At 64.8% G+C, this 13,411-nt stretch carries 13 protein-coding genes; 12 read left to right on the forward strand and 1 reads right to left on the reverse strand.

Annotated features, from left to right (window positions below; all coding sequences use genetic code 11):
- The first annotated feature begins 36 nt into the window (after positions 1–36).
- The 4 genes from hflK to AB7531_RS10280 all read left to right on the forward strand — a co-directional run bounded on the left by hflK (position 37) and on the right by AB7531_RS10280 (position 4,007).
- Positions 37–1,173 carry an FtsH protease activity modulator HflK gene (gene hflK, locus AB7531_RS10265; protein ID WP_063981619.1) on the forward strand — a complete coding sequence of 379 codons (1,137 nt, stop codon included), beginning with the start codon at positions 37–39 and terminating at the stop codon, positions 1,171–1,173.
- Positions 1,170–2,066, forward strand: a complete 897-nt coding sequence (hflC, locus tag AB7531_RS10270; protein WP_063981620.1) for a protease modulator HflC — start codon at positions 1,170–1,172, stop codon at positions 2,064–2,066. The genes hflK and hflC overlap by 4 nt, the downstream gene beginning before the upstream one ends.
- Positions 2,067–2,137: 71 nt before the next feature.
- A complete protein-coding gene (locus AB7531_RS10275) occupies positions 2,138–2,344 on the forward strand; it encodes a DUF2065 domain-containing protein (RefSeq protein ID WP_025038031.1) in 207 nt (68 codons plus the stop codon).
- 157 nt (positions 2,345–2,501) lie between these two features.
- Positions 2,502–4,007 (forward strand): Do family serine endopeptidase, encoded by a 1,506-nt coding sequence (locus AB7531_RS10280; RefSeq protein WP_063981621.1) that lies wholly within the window; start codon positions 2,502–2,504, stop codon positions 4,005–4,007.
- 146 nt (positions 4,008–4,153) lie between these two features.
- On the opposite strand, the gene serB is transcribed toward AB7531_RS10280, so the two are convergent.
- Complete coding sequence (gene serB, locus AB7531_RS10285) at positions 4,154–5,059, reverse strand: phosphoserine phosphatase SerB (RefSeq protein ID WP_063981622.1); 906 nt, start codon at positions 5,057–5,059, stop codon at positions 4,154–4,156.
- 11 nt (positions 5,060–5,070) lie between these two features.
- Between serB and miaA the strand changes: the two genes are divergently transcribed.
- From miaA to ilvC, 8 genes are all read left to right on the forward strand, one after another.
- The gene (miaA, locus tag AB7531_RS10290) at positions 5,071–6,027 is read left to right on the forward strand and encodes a tRNA (adenosine(37)-N6)-dimethylallyltransferase MiaA (RefSeq protein WP_441279941.1); all 957 of its coding nucleotides are present in this window, start codon (positions 5,071–5,073) and stop codon (positions 6,025–6,027) included.
- A gap of 329 nt (positions 6,028–6,356) precedes the next feature.
- A complete protein-coding gene (locus tag AB7531_RS10295; protein ID WP_063981624.1) occupies positions 6,357–8,132 on the forward strand; it encodes an acetolactate synthase 3 large subunit in 1,776 nt (591 codons plus the stop codon).
- 4 nt (positions 8,133–8,136) lie between these two features.
- On the forward strand, positions 8,137–9,108 hold the full coding sequence (locus AB7531_RS10300) for a threonine dehydratase (RefSeq protein ID WP_063981625.1): 972 nt from the start codon (positions 8,137–8,139) through the stop codon (positions 9,106–9,108).
- Positions 9,109–9,131: 23 nt separating this feature from the next.
- A complete protein-coding gene (ilvN, locus tag AB7531_RS10305) occupies positions 9,132–9,674 on the forward strand; it encodes an acetolactate synthase small subunit (protein ID WP_014493064.1) in 543 nt (180 codons plus the stop codon).
- A 3-nt stretch (positions 9,675–9,677) separates the two neighbouring features.
- Complete coding sequence (locus AB7531_RS10310; protein WP_063981626.1) at positions 9,678–10,373, forward strand: class I SAM-dependent methyltransferase; 696 nt, start codon at positions 9,678–9,680, stop codon at positions 10,371–10,373.
- A 49-nt stretch (positions 10,374–10,422) separates the two neighbouring features.
- Positions 10,423–11,298: an EamA family transporter gene (locus AB7531_RS10315; RefSeq protein ID WP_063981627.1), complete on the forward strand. Its 876-nt coding sequence runs from the start codon at positions 10,423–10,425 to the stop codon at positions 11,296–11,298.
- Between the two features lie 7 nt (positions 11,299–11,305).
- Positions 11,306–11,908, forward strand: a complete 603-nt coding sequence (locus AB7531_RS10320) for a LysE family translocator (RefSeq protein WP_063986153.1) — start codon at positions 11,306–11,308, stop codon at positions 11,906–11,908.
- A 132-nt stretch (positions 11,909–12,040) separates the two neighbouring features.
- The gene (gene ilvC / locus AB7531_RS10325) at positions 12,041–13,060 is read left to right on the forward strand and encodes a ketol-acid reductoisomerase (RefSeq protein ID WP_063981628.1); all 1,020 of its coding nucleotides are present in this window, start codon (positions 12,041–12,043) and stop codon (positions 13,058–13,060) included.
- Positions 13,061–13,411 lie beyond the last annotated feature (351 nt).

Here is a 13,411-nt window from a genome sequence, read left to right on the forward strand (position 1 = left end):
CGGGGGCGATTTTCACCCTGCCGAGGAGAGCGTCGAATGCCGTGGAAGAATCAGGGCGGTGGCCCATGGGGCTCGGGTCCGAAGGGACCATGGGGCAACGGCCCGCAACCGGTCGGGCCAAGGCCGCCGGATCTGGAAGACCTTCTGCGGCGCGGCCAGGACCGCCTCCAGCAGATCATGCCGGGCGGCTATTTCTCCGGCATCGGCATCACGCTGATCGTCCTGCTCATCATCGCGTTCTGGCTGCTGTCGGGCTTCTTCCGGGTGCAATCCGAAGAGCTCGGCGTCGTGCTGCGCTTCGGCAAACATGTCCGCACCGTGCAGCCGGGTCTGAACTATCATCTGCCCTATCCGATCGAAACCGTGCTGCTGCCGAAGGCGTTGCGCGTCAACACGATCTCCATCGGCATGACGCTGATCGACGATCCGGCGCGACGCGGCCGCTCCATTCGTGACGTGCCGGAAGAGAGCCTGATGCTGACCGGCGACGAGAACATCGTCGACGTCGACTTCACCGTGCTCTGGCGCATCAAGCCGGACGGCGTCGGCGACTTCCTCTTCAACATCCAGAATCCCGAAGGCACCGTGAAGGCGGTCTCCGAGAGCGCGATGCGCGAGGTGATCGGCCGCTCGCAGATCCAGCCGATCCTGACCGGTGCGCGCAACGTCACTGAACAGGGCGTGCAGGAGTTGATCCAGAGGACTTTGGACAGCTACGGCGCCGGTATTCTCATCAGCCAGGTGCAGATGCAGAAGGTCGACCCGCCGGCGCAGGTGATCGACGCGTTCCGCGACGTCCAGGCGGCGCGCGCCAATCTCGAGCAGTTGCAGAACGAGGCGCAGACCTACGCCAACCAGGTCGTGCCGCAGGCACGCGGACGTGCGGCGCAGATCACGCAGGCCGCCGAAGGCTACAGGGAGCAGACGGTCGCCGAGGCCAAGGGCCAGAGCTCGCGCTTCCTGAAGGTTTACGAGGAATACAAGAAGGCGCCCGACGTGACGCGTGAACGGATCTATCTGGAGACGATGGAGCGCGTGCTCGGCGGCGCCGACAAGCTCGTCTATGACGGCGGCCCCTCGGGCCAGGGCGTCGTGCCCTATCTGCCGCTCAGTGAGTTGACAACCAAGCGGCCGCCTACCACCGGTCAGCAGTCGAGCGGAGGCAACCGATGAGGTCTCCGGTCACAGGTATCGTCACGCTGCTCGCCCTCCTGCTCGTCGTGATCGTCGGCTACATGTCGCTGTTCACGGTGCAACAGACCGAGCAGACCATCGTGCTGCAGTTCGGCCGTCCCGTCGACGTCGTCACCGCGCCCGGCCTGCACTTCAAGGCGCCGTGGAATTCGGTGATCAACATCGACAAGCGGATCCTCGATCTGGAGAACCCGTCGCAGGAAGCGATCGCGTCCGACCAGAAGCGGCTCGTGGTCGACGCCTTCGCGCGTTACCGCATCAAGGACGCGCTGCGCTTCTACCAGAGCGTCGGCTCGATCCAGGCTGCCAACATCCAGCTCACCACGCTCCTGAACGCGGCGCTGCGCCGCGTGCTCGGCGAGGTCACCTTCATCAACGTGGTGCGCGACGACCGCGAGAAGCTGATGCAGCGCATCCGCGACCAGCTCGATCGCGAGGCCGACGGCTACGGTATCCAGGTCGTCGACGTCCGGATCCGCCGCGCCGACCTGCCGGAGCAGAACAGCCAGGCGGTCTACCAGCGCATGAAGACCGAGCGCGAGCGCGAAGCCGCCGAGTTCCGTGCGCAGGGCGGCCAGAAGGCACAGGAGATCCGCTCCAAGGCCGACCGCGAGGCGACCGTGATCGAGGCGGAAGCCAAATCGCAGGCCGAGCAGATCCGCGGCGTCGGCGACGCCGAGCGCAACCGCCTGTTCGCGGAAGCCTACGGCAAGGACGCCGACTTCTTCGCCTTCTACCGGTCGATGACAGCCTATGAGAACGGGCTGCGCGCGAACGACACCCGCTTCCTGCTGCGGCCGGACTCGGATTTCTTCCGGTTCTTTGGTAACCCGTCCGGCAAGACGGCGACCGAGACGCCGGCGAAGCCGTGAGCCAGACAGAGGGCGGCAGTTCTGCCGCCCTTCGTCCAGACAAGAACAGCACTACGGGAGGTTCCATTCCGATGAGGTCCATTGCGTTCGCCGACTTCCTCATCGGCTTAGGCATCCTGTTCGTGCTGGAAGGCTTGATGTTCGCGGCAAGTCCGAACTGGATGCGCAAGGCCATGAAAAGCGCCATCGCCACGCCGGACAATATCCTGCGGGCGGTTGGGATCGGTTCGGCCGTGGCCGGCCTGGTCTTGATCTGGGTTATGCGCCGTCCGATTTAGGCGTCACGCCAACGCCAAAGTGAAGGCGAGAGACTGGTTTTCGCCGTATTATCCGGGTCTTGAGGCCCGTTAAGCTCCGCGCTTGCGCCGTCCCCCCGTTCGAGCGCAGTCTTGGAGGCGAATCCTTGGCGCCTGATCCTTTTCTCTGGAGATACCAATGACCGCTGCCACCATTGCCCCGACCCGCTTGCGCTTAGGGCTGGCCGCGCTCGCCGTCAGTGCATTCAGCGCGTTCGGCACGCCGGCCCTTGCGCGTGGCCCGGACGGGATCGCCGACGTCGCCGAGAAGGTGATCGACGCGGTCGTCAACATCTCGACCTCGCAGACCGTCGAAGCCAAGGGCGGCGGCGGCGGCAGCAACACCATGCCGCAACTGCCGCCCGGCTCGCCCTTCGAGGAGTTCTTCGACGACTTCTTCAAGAACCGCCGCGGCCCCGGCGGCGGCAGCAAGGGCGGCGAGCGCGGTGACAACCCGCCCCGCAAGACCAACTCGCTCGGCTCCGGCTTCATCATCGACACCGCTGGCGTCGTCGTCACCAACAACCACGTCATCGCGGACGCCGACGAGATCAACGTCATCCTCAACGACGGCACCAAGATCAAGGCCGACCTGGTTGGCGTCGACAAGAAGACCGACCTCGCCGTGCTGAAGATCAAGCCGCCGAAGCCGCTGGTGGCAGTAAAGTTCGGCGACTCCGACAAGCTGCGCCTCGGCGACTGGGTGATTGCGATCGGCAATCCGTTCAGCCTCGGCGGCACGGTGACGGCCGGTATCGTCTCGGCCAAGAACCGCGACATCTCCTCGGGGCCGTATGACAGCTATATCCAGACCGACGCCTCCATCAACCGCGGCAATTCCGGCGGTCCGCTGTTCAACCTCGATGGCGACGTCATCGGCGTCAACACGCTGATCATCTCGCCCTCCGGCGGTTCGATCGGCATCGGCTTTGCGGTGCCATCGAAGACGGTTGTCGCCGTGGTCGACCAGCTCCGCCAGTTCGGCGAACTGCGCCGCGGCTGGCTCGGCGTGCGCATCCAGAGCGTCACCGACGAGATCGCCGAGAGCCTCAACATCAAGCCCGCGCGCGGCGCGCTGGTCGCCGGCGTCGATGACAAGGGCCCGGCCAAGCCCGCCGGCATCGAGCCCGGCGACGTCGTCGTCAAGTTCGACGGCAAGGACGTCAAGGATCCCAAGGATCTCTCCCGCGTCGTCGCCGACACGGCGGTCGGCAAGGAAGTCGATGTCGTCGTCATCCGCAAGGGCCAGGAGGAGACCAAGAAGGTCAGGCTCGGCCGTCTCCAGGATCCCGACAAGGTGCAGGCCGCGGTCAAGACCGACGAGCCGGCGCCCGAGAAGCCGGTGACGCAGAAGGCGCTCGGTCTCGATCTTGCCGCGCTCAGCAAGGATTTGCGCACGCGCTACAAGATCAAGGACAGCGTCAAGGGCGTGGTCGTCACCAATGTCGACGCCAATTCGGACGCTGCCGAGAAGCGCCTCTCCGCCGGCGACGTCATCGTCGAGGTTGCGCAGGAGGCCGTCTCCAGCGGCGCCGACATCCAGAAGCGGGTCGACCAGCTCAAGAAGGACGGCAAGAAGTCCGTGCTGCTGCTCGTCTCCAACGCCGACGGCGAATTGCGGTTTGTGGCGCTGAGCGTGCAGTAGTCGCGGTTCAATCCAGTAGGGTGGGCAAAGCGAAGCGTGCCCACCATCTTTCCACCATTGCGACAAGAGTGGTGGGCACGGCGCAAGTGCGCCTTTGCCCACCCTACGGCCGCTGGGCGTGCCGCAAGTGCTGACGACGGGAGAGGCTAAGCCTCCACGAACTCGTCCCGCCGATACCCCTGAGCATAGAGCAGCGCGGTGAGATCGCCATGGTCGATCCGCGCGGCAGCCGCAGCCGCGACCGCTGGCTTGGCGTGATACGCCACGCCCAGTCCCGCCGCCTGGATCATCGCGAGATCGTTGGCGCCATCGCCGACCACGACCGAGTCGATGTCGTCGAGATCGAACGACTCCATCAGGTCCACCAGCGTCGCGAGTTTTGCCGCGCGGCCCAAAATCGGCTCCTTGACCTCGCCGGTGAACTTGCCGTCGCGGACGACGAGCTCGTTGGCGCGGTTCTCCTGGAAGCCGATTTTTGCGGCGACCGCGCGCGTGAACAGCGTGAAGCCGCCGGAGACGAGACAGGCATAGGCGCCGTGGGCGCGCATGGTCGCGACCAGTTCGCGGCCGCCCGGCGTCAACGTGATGCGCTTGGCCAGCACCTCGTCGACCACGCTGGCGGGAAGGTCCTTCAGCAGCGCGACGCGCTCGCGCAGCGCCGGCTCGAACTCGATCTCGCCGCGCATCGCGCGTTCCGTGATGGCCGCCACGTGGGCCTTCATCCCGACGAGATCGGCGAGCTCGTCGATGCATTCCTGGCCGATCATGGTGGAATCCATGTCGGCGAGAAAAAGCTTCTTGCGCCGGAAGCCGACTGGCTGCACCACGATGTCGATGGGAAGGTCGCCGCGAAGCTCGCGCAACCGCTGTTCGATGGCGTGACGGTCGCCTTGGAGGTTATCCTGCGCGCCGAAGGGAATGTCGACCGCAACCCCGTCGAACAGCCAGTGCGCAGGTTGCGCCTGGGGCAGCACGGCGCGGGCGCCGTCGACGATGGTGCTGTCGAGCGCGGGATTGTCGGGATTGCAGATCAGCGTGGCGACGAGGGACATTTGAGGTTTTCGTGAGCGAGGGACAAGTCAGCAGAAGACATGTTGGCAAGGCCGTGCTTATCGCAGGCCCGACCGCCAGCGGCAAGTCGGCGCTGGCGCTCGAGCTTGCCCTGAGTACGGGCGGAATCGTCATCAATGCCGATTCCATGCAGGTCTATCGTGACCTCCGCATCATCACCGCGCGCCCCACACATGGCGAGGAAGGACGCGCGCCGCACCGTCTCTACGGCCACGTCGATGCGGCCGTGAATTTCTCGGCCGGCGCATGGGTGGTCGACGCGACGAAGGCGCTGGAAGAGGCGAAAGCCGCAGGCCGCCTGCCGATCTTCATCGGCGGCACGGGCCTTTATTTCAAGGCGCTGACGGCGGGCCTCTCGGTGGTGCCGCCGATCCCCGCCGAAGTCCGCGACGACGTGCGCGCGCGGCTGGAGCGGAACGGCGTCGAGGCGCTGCATGCGGAACTTGCACGCCGTGATCCGCGCGCCGCGGAACGATTGAACCTGCGCGACCGCACCCGGATCGCGCGCGCGCTCGAAGTGGTCGAAGCAACGGGCCGTTCGCTGCTCGACTGGCACCATGAAGGCCAGCCGCCGCTGCTGCCCAAGGACAGTTTTCGCGCGGTGTTTCTCGCCCCCGAGCGCGACGAGCTCTATGCCCGCATCGATGCCCGTTTCGATGCCATGCTCGGTGCCGGCGCGTTGAGGGAGGTGGAGTGGCTCGCCGCCAGACATCTCGATCCGCTGCTGCCGGCGATGAAAGCCCATGGCGTGCCGGCGCTGATCCGGCATCTGCGCGGTGAGATCGGCCTGGACGATGCCGCCACGATCGGTCGTGCCGACACCCGCCACTACGCCAAGCGGCAATTCACCTGGTTCCGGCATCAACTGCCCGAGTTCGAATGGGTGAAGCCGGAGGAGGCGAGGGGGAGGCTTGCCGCCATCGTGAATGCGGCCCGCGACCCCGGCTGACGCGCTTTTGTACCCGGGTTCCCGAATTTACCTCTCGCCGAACCCTGGGAACACCGCTACATTGCCAAAATCGCGCGGGAACGGTCGCATTGCCTTGACATCCGGGCTTTGACCGTTATGTTTCGCGCAACCTTTGGGAAGCCGGGCACCTGCCATGCGTAACATTATTACCAAACTCCTTATCGCCGTCGTACCCAGGCACACCGCCGGGGGTGGCTAGCTGCCATCCACAAGACAGGCGGTGTGCATGGGCCCTCTTCGGGGCCTTTTTTATTTCCCGAACCCGACACGAACGAAGCCGCTGACAACAGCGCATCCGGAGCAAGACAATGAGCGACAAGAGCCACGATCCGAACCAGATGACCGGCGCCGCGATGATCGTCCGTGCGCTCATCGATCATGGCGTGACCGACATTTTCGGCTATCCCGGCGGCGCCGTGCTTCCGATCTATGACGAGATCTTCCAGCAGAGCGAGGTCCAGCACATCCTGGTCCGCCACGAGCAGGGCGCGGGCCACGCCGCCGAGGGCTATGCGCGCTCGACCGGCAAGCCGGGCGTTGCGCTGGTGACCTCCGGACCCGGTGCCACCAACATGGTGACCCCGCTGACCGACGCGCTGATGGACTCGATCCCGCTGGTCTGCATCTCCGGCCAGGTGCCGACGCATCTGATCGGCAACGACGCGTTCCAGGAGTGCGACACCGTCGGCATCACGCGGCCCTGCACCAAGCACAATTGGCTGGTGCGCGACGTCAACGATCTCGCCAAGGTGCTGCACGAGGCCTTCTATGTCGCGACCTCCGGCCGTCCCGGCCCGGTGCTCGTCGACGTGCCCAAGGACGTGCAGTTCGCGACCGGCACCTATCATCCGCCGCGCAAGTCGGACGTGCACCGCTCCTACGCGCCGCGCGTGAAGGGCGACGCGACGCAGATCCGCAAGGCCGTGTCGCTGCTCGCCAACGCCAAGCGCCCTGTGATCTACAGCGGTGGCGGCGTGATCAATTCCGGCCCCGAGGCGACCAAGCTCCTGCGCGAACTGGTCGAGGTCACCGGCTTCCCGATCACCTCCACGCTGATGGGCCTGGGTGCCTATCCGGCGTCGGGCAAGAACTGGCTCGGCATGCTCGGCATGCACGGCACCTATGAAGCCAACATGACCATGCATGATTGCGACGTCATGCTGTGCGTCGGCGCGCGCTTCGACGACCGCATCACCGGCCGCGTCGACGCGTTCTCGCCCGGCTCGAAGAAGATCCACATCGACATCGATCCGTCCTCGATCAACAAGAACATCCGTGTCGACGTGCCGATCATCGGCGACTGCGGCAACATCCTCGGCGATATCCTCCAGGTGTTCAAGGCGGAAGCGAAGAAGCCCGACATCAAGGCCTGGTGGCAGCAGATCGCGCAGTGGCGCGCCCGCAACTCGCTCTATTACAAGAAGAGCAACGACGTGATCCTGCCGCAACACGCGATCCAGAGCCTGTTCGAGGCGACGCGCGGCAAGGACACTTACATCACGACGGAAGTCGGCCAGCACCAGATGTGGGCGGCGCAGTTCTTCGGCTTCGAGGAGCCGCATCGCTGGATGACGTCGGGCGGTCTCGGCACCATGGGCTACGGCCTGCCGGCCGCGGTCGGCGTGCAGGTTGCCCATCCCGACAGCCTCGTCATCGACATCGCGGGCGACGCCTCGGTGCAGATGACGATGCAGGAGATGTCGACGGCGGTTCAGTACGAATTGCCGATCAAGATCTTCATCCTGAACAACCAGTACATGGGCATGGTGCGGCAATGGCAGCAGCTGCTGCACGGCAACCGGTTGTCGCATTCCTATTCGGAGGCGTTGCCGGATTTCGTCAAGCTCGCGGAAGCCTATGGCGGCGTCGGCATCCAGGTGCACAAGCCCTCTGATCTCGACGGCGCCATCCAGGAGATGATCTCGGTCAAGCGTCCGGTGCTGTTCGACTGCCGCGTCGCGGCGCTCGAAAACTGCTTCCCGATGATCCCCTCCGGCAAGGCGCACAACGAGATGCTGTTGCCCGAGCAGGCGAACGACGAGGCCACGGCAAAGGCGTTTGCCGGCGGCAAGGCGCTGGTGTGACGTCATGTTCGACCTGACGGAGCTCGAGCGCGCACATGCGATCGTGGGGCAGGCGGTGCCGGCGACGCCGGCACGCGGCTGGCCGTTGCTCGCCGGGCGCCTCGGGACGCAGGTCATCGTCAAGCACGAGAACCACACGCCGATCGGCGCCTTCAAGGTGCGCGGCGGTCTCGTCTATCTCGAACGGCTGAAGCGCGAGCGGCCGAACACACCCGGCATCATCTCGGCGACGCGCGGCAATCATGGCCAGAGCCTGGCCTTTGCCGCGAGCCGTCACGGCGTGCCGGCAGTGATTTACGTGCCGCGCGGCAACTCGGTCGAGAAGAACCGGGCGATGAAAGCGTTTGGCGCCGAGCTCGTCGAGCATGGCGAGGACTTTCAGGCGGCCGCCGAAGAGGCGCAGCGGCGCGCCCAGTTTACCGGCCTGCACATGGTGCCGTCGTTCCATCCGGATCTCGTGCTCGGCGTCGCCACCTATGCGCTCGAACTGTTCCGGACGGCGCCGGATCTCGATGTTCTCTATGTGCCGATCGGGCAGGGCTCTGGCATCTCCGGCTGCATCATGGCGCGTGACCTGCTCGGCCTGAAGACCGAGATCGTCGGCGTGCAGTCGACCGAAGCGCCGTCCTACGCGCTGTCGTTCGCGGCCGGCAAGGTCGTGACGACGAAGACCAGCAACACGCTGGCCGACGGCATGGCAACGCGCATTCCCGACGCAGACGCGTTCGCGCTGATCCGCAAGGGTGCCGCGCGCATCGTGCAGGTTTCCGACGACGAGGTCGCCGCCGCGATCCGCGCCTACTGGACCGACACGCACAATCTCGCCGAAGGCGCCGGCGCAGCCTCGCTCGCCGCGGCGCTTCAGGAAAAGAACAAGCTGTCAGGCAAGCGCATCGGTCTCGTGCTGTCCGGCGGCAATATCGATTTCGATCTGTTCCGCAGTTGGGTCGGGGCAGAGGCGCCAGCGATGGCGTGACGGAGAGACAAGAGGGGACGACCATGAACCAGCCGGCATCCGCCTATTTCATCGAGGACCGCCACGATCCCAACGAGACGCATACGCTCTCGGTGCTCGTCCAGAACGAGCCGGGCGTGCTCGCGCGCGTCATCGGCCTGTTCTCCGGGCGCGGCTACAACATCGAGAGTCTCACCGTCTCGGAGACCGAGAGCCAGAAGCATCTGTCGCGCATCACCATCGTCACCACGGGAACGCCGATGGTGATCGAGCAGATCAAGCACCAGCTCGACCGCATGATCCCGGTCTATCGCGTCGTCGACATGACCCTGACCAAGCGCTCGATCGAGCGCGAGCTTGCGATGGTGAAGGTGCGCGGGCAGGGCGAGCATCGTGTCGAGGCGCTGCGGCTGGCGGATGCGTTCCGCGCCCGCGTGATCGACGCCACCACCGAGAGCTTTGTGTTCGAGATCACAGGCAATACGGACAAGATCAACCAGTTTATCGACCTGATGCGCCCGCTCGGCCTTGTCGAGGTGTCGCGCACCGGCGTTGCCGCGATTGGCCGCGGGCCTGAGGGGATGTGAGCCATGCTGGCGCGCGACTGGTACTACAACGAGCGCAACCGGATGGGGATCGAGCCCGCAGTGGCCTCGATCTACGACGCCCATGACGATGCCGATCTGCGGGCGCGCGCCGCGCTGAAAATGCTCGGGGTGCAGCGCGGCTGGCGCATCGCGGATATCGGCTGTGGCAACGGCGTGCTCGCGACCGAAGCGGCGCTGATGGGTGCCGAGGTGGACGCCATCGATATCTCGCCGGCGATGCTGGCGCTCGCCGAGATCTACGCTCGCGACCGTAAGGCGCCCGTGCGCACGCAGTCCGCCGGCTTGCTCAGCTTCGCCTACCGCCCGGAATCCTACGACCTGATCGTCAGCGAGTTCACGCTGCACCATCTGCCGGATTTCTGGAAGGCGGTGGCGATGTCGCGGATCTACCGTGCATTGAAGCCGGGCGCGAGCTTCTATCTGCGCGACATCGTCTACGCCTCGATGCCCGACGCCATCGAGCGCGACGTCGAGCAATGGGCCGACTTCCATATCAAGAACCACGATTTTTCGCGCGAAAGCGTCGTCACGCACATGCGCGACGAATATTCCACCTTCGGCTGGGTGATGGAGCGGATGCTGACCGATGTCGGCTTCACGCTGGTCTCGGTCGACTACCACGCGCCCATGCACGGCACTTATCTGCTGCGGAAAGCGAAAGCCGGCGAGCAAGGCTAGAACAGAACAACAAACAGGGCTGCACGACAAAGCAGAACCGAGAACAACAATGAAGCCGGCCGATATCCTCATCGCCATTCTGGTGGCGGTCATCTGGGGGCTTGCCTTCGTGGCGAGCCGGATCGCGCTCGACGAACTTTCGCCGGAGCTGATGACGGCGATGCGCTTCACCATTGCCGCGGTGCCGTGCCTGTTCATTCCCAAGCCGAAGATCGCCTGGTCGCTGCTGATCGCGATCAGCTTCACGCTGTTCCTCGGCCAGTTCCTGAGCCAGGCCTATGGCATCGCCCACGGTGTTCCGGTGGGGTTGACCAGCGTCGTCGTGCAGAGCCAGGCGTTGTTCACCATCGGCTTTGCCGCGATCGCATTCGGCGAGCGGCCGACGCCGGTGCAGACCCTTGGCATCGTCGTCGCCGCAGTCGGACTGCTCTTGATCTGCGGTACCGTCGGTTACGATTTCAGCGTTGGTGCCTTCGCGGTGCTGATGATCGCCCCGATTTGCTTTGCCGTCGGCAATCTCCTGCTGCGCGGCGCCCGTGGCGCGCCGATGTTCGACCTGTTCGCCTGGCTCTGCCTGACCGCCGCCGTGCCGCTGTTCGCGCTGGCGCTGGTCGTCAACGGGCCGGCGCCGACCTTCCAGTCGCTGATCCATATGTCGCCGACTGGCCTCGTCTGCCTGCTGGCGATCGGCGCCATCTCGACCAGCATCGCCTATTGGCTGTGGGGCCGGCTGCTGCGTGATTATCCAGCCGCTCAAGTGGTGCCGTTCGCGCTGCTGGTGCCGTTCGTCGGCTCGGCCGCTTCCAGCCTCGTGTTTGGCGAGAAGTTCGGCCCGTTGCGGCTGGCCGGGATGCTGACGGTCATCGGCGGCATCGCGGTGATGGTGCTGGCGAGGCGCCCGCAGCCGCTGCCGAAGACCGCGTGAGGTGAGCATGTCCCAGTCGCTGCTCTATGCCTTCATCATCTTCGCCCTCGTGATGTTCTTCACGCCGGGGCCGAACAACATCATGCTGCTGTCGTCGGGACTGACTTACGGCTTCCGCCGCACCATCCCGCATATCGCCGGCATCACGATCGGCTTCGCCTTCATGGTCGGCGCCGTCGGCCTCGGGCTCGGCACGGTGTTTCTGGCCTATCCGATCCTCCAGACCATCCTGAAATATGCCGGCGCCGCCTACTTGATCTACCTCGCCGCGGTGATCGCCTTCTCGGGGCCGGCCAAGCCGGACGAGGAGGACGGCCGTGGCCCGATGACCTTCTGGGGCGCGGCGATGTTCCAGTGGATCAACGCCAAGGGCTGGGTGATCGTGATCGGCACCATCACCGCCTATGCGGCCATCGCCCAATTCCCCCTGAACATCGCGATCCAGACCCTGATCAGCCTGCTCGTCGGCACGGTCTCGACGGTGGTCTGGGCCCTGTTCGGCACTGCACTACGACCGGTACTGACCTCGGAGCGGCTGATCCGCGCCTTCAATATCGTGATGGCGCTCCTGCTGCTCGCCTCCCTCTACCCCGTTTTCATGGATGCATGATGTCGCGGATTTCCATGCAGAAACGGGTTTCCCTAGGGGCTGAAAATGCTCTAGACAGCCCCCGAAATCCGCAAATTTCACCCTTCGGACACTGACCTTTGGCCGATTCTGGCCCTGAACGAGGAAACGACTATGCGTGTTTATTACGATCGCGACGCCGACCTGAACCTGATCAAGGGCAAGAAGGTCGCCATCGTCGGCTATGGCAGCCAGGGCCACGCCCATGCGCTCAACCTCAAGGACTCCGGCGTCAAGGAAGTCGCCATTGCGCTGCGCAAGGACTCGGGCTCGGTCAAGAAGGCGGAAGCCGCCGGCTTCAAGGTGATGGAAGTCGCCGACGCCGCCAAATGGGCCGACCTCGTCATGATGCTGACCCCGGACGAGCTCCAGGGCGACATTTATCGCGAGCACCTGCACGACAACATGAAGAAGGGCGCCGCCCTCGTGTTCGCGCACGGCCTCAACGTCCACTTCAACCTGCTCGACCCGCGCGCCGACCTCGACGTGCTCATGATCGCGCCGAAGGGCCCCGGCCACACGGTGCGTTCGGAATATCAGCGCGGCGGCGGCGTGCCCTGCCTGATCGCGATCGCCAAGGACGTCTCGGGCAACGCCCATGACCTCGGCCTCTCCTACGCCTCCGCCGTCGGCGGCGGTCGTGCCGGCATCATCGAGACCACCTTCAAGGAAGAGTGCGAGACCGACCTGTTCGGCGAGCAGGTCGTGCTCTGCGGCGGCCTGGTCGAGCTGATCAAGGCCGGCTACGAGACCCTGGTCGAAGCCGGTTACGCCCCGGAGATGGCCTATTTCGAGTGCCTGCACGAAGTGAAGCTGATCGTCGACCTGATCTATGAAGGTGGCATCGCCAACATGAACTACTCGATCTCCAACACCGCGGAGTATGGCGAGTACGTCACCGGTCCTCGCATCGTCACGGCGGAGACCAAGGCCGAGATGAAGCGCGTTCTCGCCGACATCCAGGGCGGCAAGTTCGCCCGCGACTGGATGCTCGAGAACAAGGTCAACCAGACCTCGTTCAAGGCGACCCGCGCCAAGCTCGCCGCGCACCCGATCGAGGAAGTCGGCGCGAAACTTCGCGACATGATGCCCTGGATCAAGAAGGGCGCGCTGGTCGACAAGAGCAAGAACTGACGGCTGCGCCGTCATTCCGGGTTCGCGACTTCGTCGCGCCCCGGAATGACGAGCGAAACACAAGCTTCGCTCGCCAAACCAAATTTTAAACCTTCTCGACTACATCGGAGCGAGGTCGCGAACGGCGGTCTCGCTCCTTTCATCTCGCGCGAAGCATTGCGGCTTCATTCAAATTCTTCGCGAGCTGACATGCCCTCTGAGCGCGAAGAACTGACGCTTAAACCACATTCTTGGTCTCGCGTCGTTTTCATAACTTCTCCAGAAGCTCGCGATCGCCAAAAGCCCAGCGTCTTCAAGATCGAGGATTCGGATCTTCATCTGCATCTTCAGGGCGCAATCAATCTCATGGCG

Source organism: Bradyrhizobium sp. 63_E2_N1_3 (assembly GCF_052076005.1).
Taxonomy (GTDB): domain Bacteria; phylum Pseudomonadota; class Alphaproteobacteria; order Rhizobiales; family Xanthobacteraceae; genus Bradyrhizobium; species Bradyrhizobium barranii.

Excerpts from the sequence above, each read along its gene's own strand:
- hflK (WP_063981619.1), top strand. The coding sequence starts at position 37 with ATGCCGTGGAAGAATCAGGGCGGTGGCCCATGGGGCTCGGGTCCGAAG.
- hflC (WP_063981620.1), top strand. The coding sequence starts at position 1,170 with ATGAGGTCTCCGGTCACAGGTATCGTCACGCTGCTCGCCCTCCTGCTC.
- AB7531_RS10275 (WP_025038031.1), top strand. The coding sequence starts at position 2,138 with ATGAGGTCCATTGCGTTCGCCGACTTCCTCATCGGCTTAGGCATCCTG.
- AB7531_RS10280 (WP_063981621.1), top strand. The coding sequence starts at position 2,502 with ATGACCGCTGCCACCATTGCCCCGACCCGCTTGCGCTTAGGGCTGGCC.
- serB (WP_063981622.1), bottom strand. The coding sequence starts at position 5,059 with ATGTCCCTCGTCGCCACGCTGATCTGCAATCCCGACAATCCCGCGCTC.
- AB7531_RS10295 (WP_063981624.1), top strand. The coding sequence starts at position 6,357 with ATGAGCGACAAGAGCCACGATCCGAACCAGATGACCGGCGCCGCGATG.
- AB7531_RS10300 (WP_063981625.1), top strand. The coding sequence starts at position 8,137 with ATGTTCGACCTGACGGAGCTCGAGCGCGCACATGCGATCGTGGGGCAG.
- ilvN (WP_014493064.1), top strand. The coding sequence starts at position 9,132 with ATGAACCAGCCGGCATCCGCCTATTTCATCGAGGACCGCCACGATCCC.
- AB7531_RS10310 (WP_063981626.1), top strand. The coding sequence starts at position 9,678 with ATGCTGGCGCGCGACTGGTACTACAACGAGCGCAACCGGATGGGGATC.
- AB7531_RS10315 (WP_063981627.1), top strand. The coding sequence starts at position 10,423 with ATGAAGCCGGCCGATATCCTCATCGCCATTCTGGTGGCGGTCATCTGG.
- AB7531_RS10320 (WP_063986153.1), top strand. The coding sequence starts at position 11,306 with ATGTCCCAGTCGCTGCTCTATGCCTTCATCATCTTCGCCCTCGTGATG.
- ilvC (WP_063981628.1), top strand. The coding sequence starts at position 12,041 with ATGCGTGTTTATTACGATCGCGACGCCGACCTGAACCTGATCAAGGGC.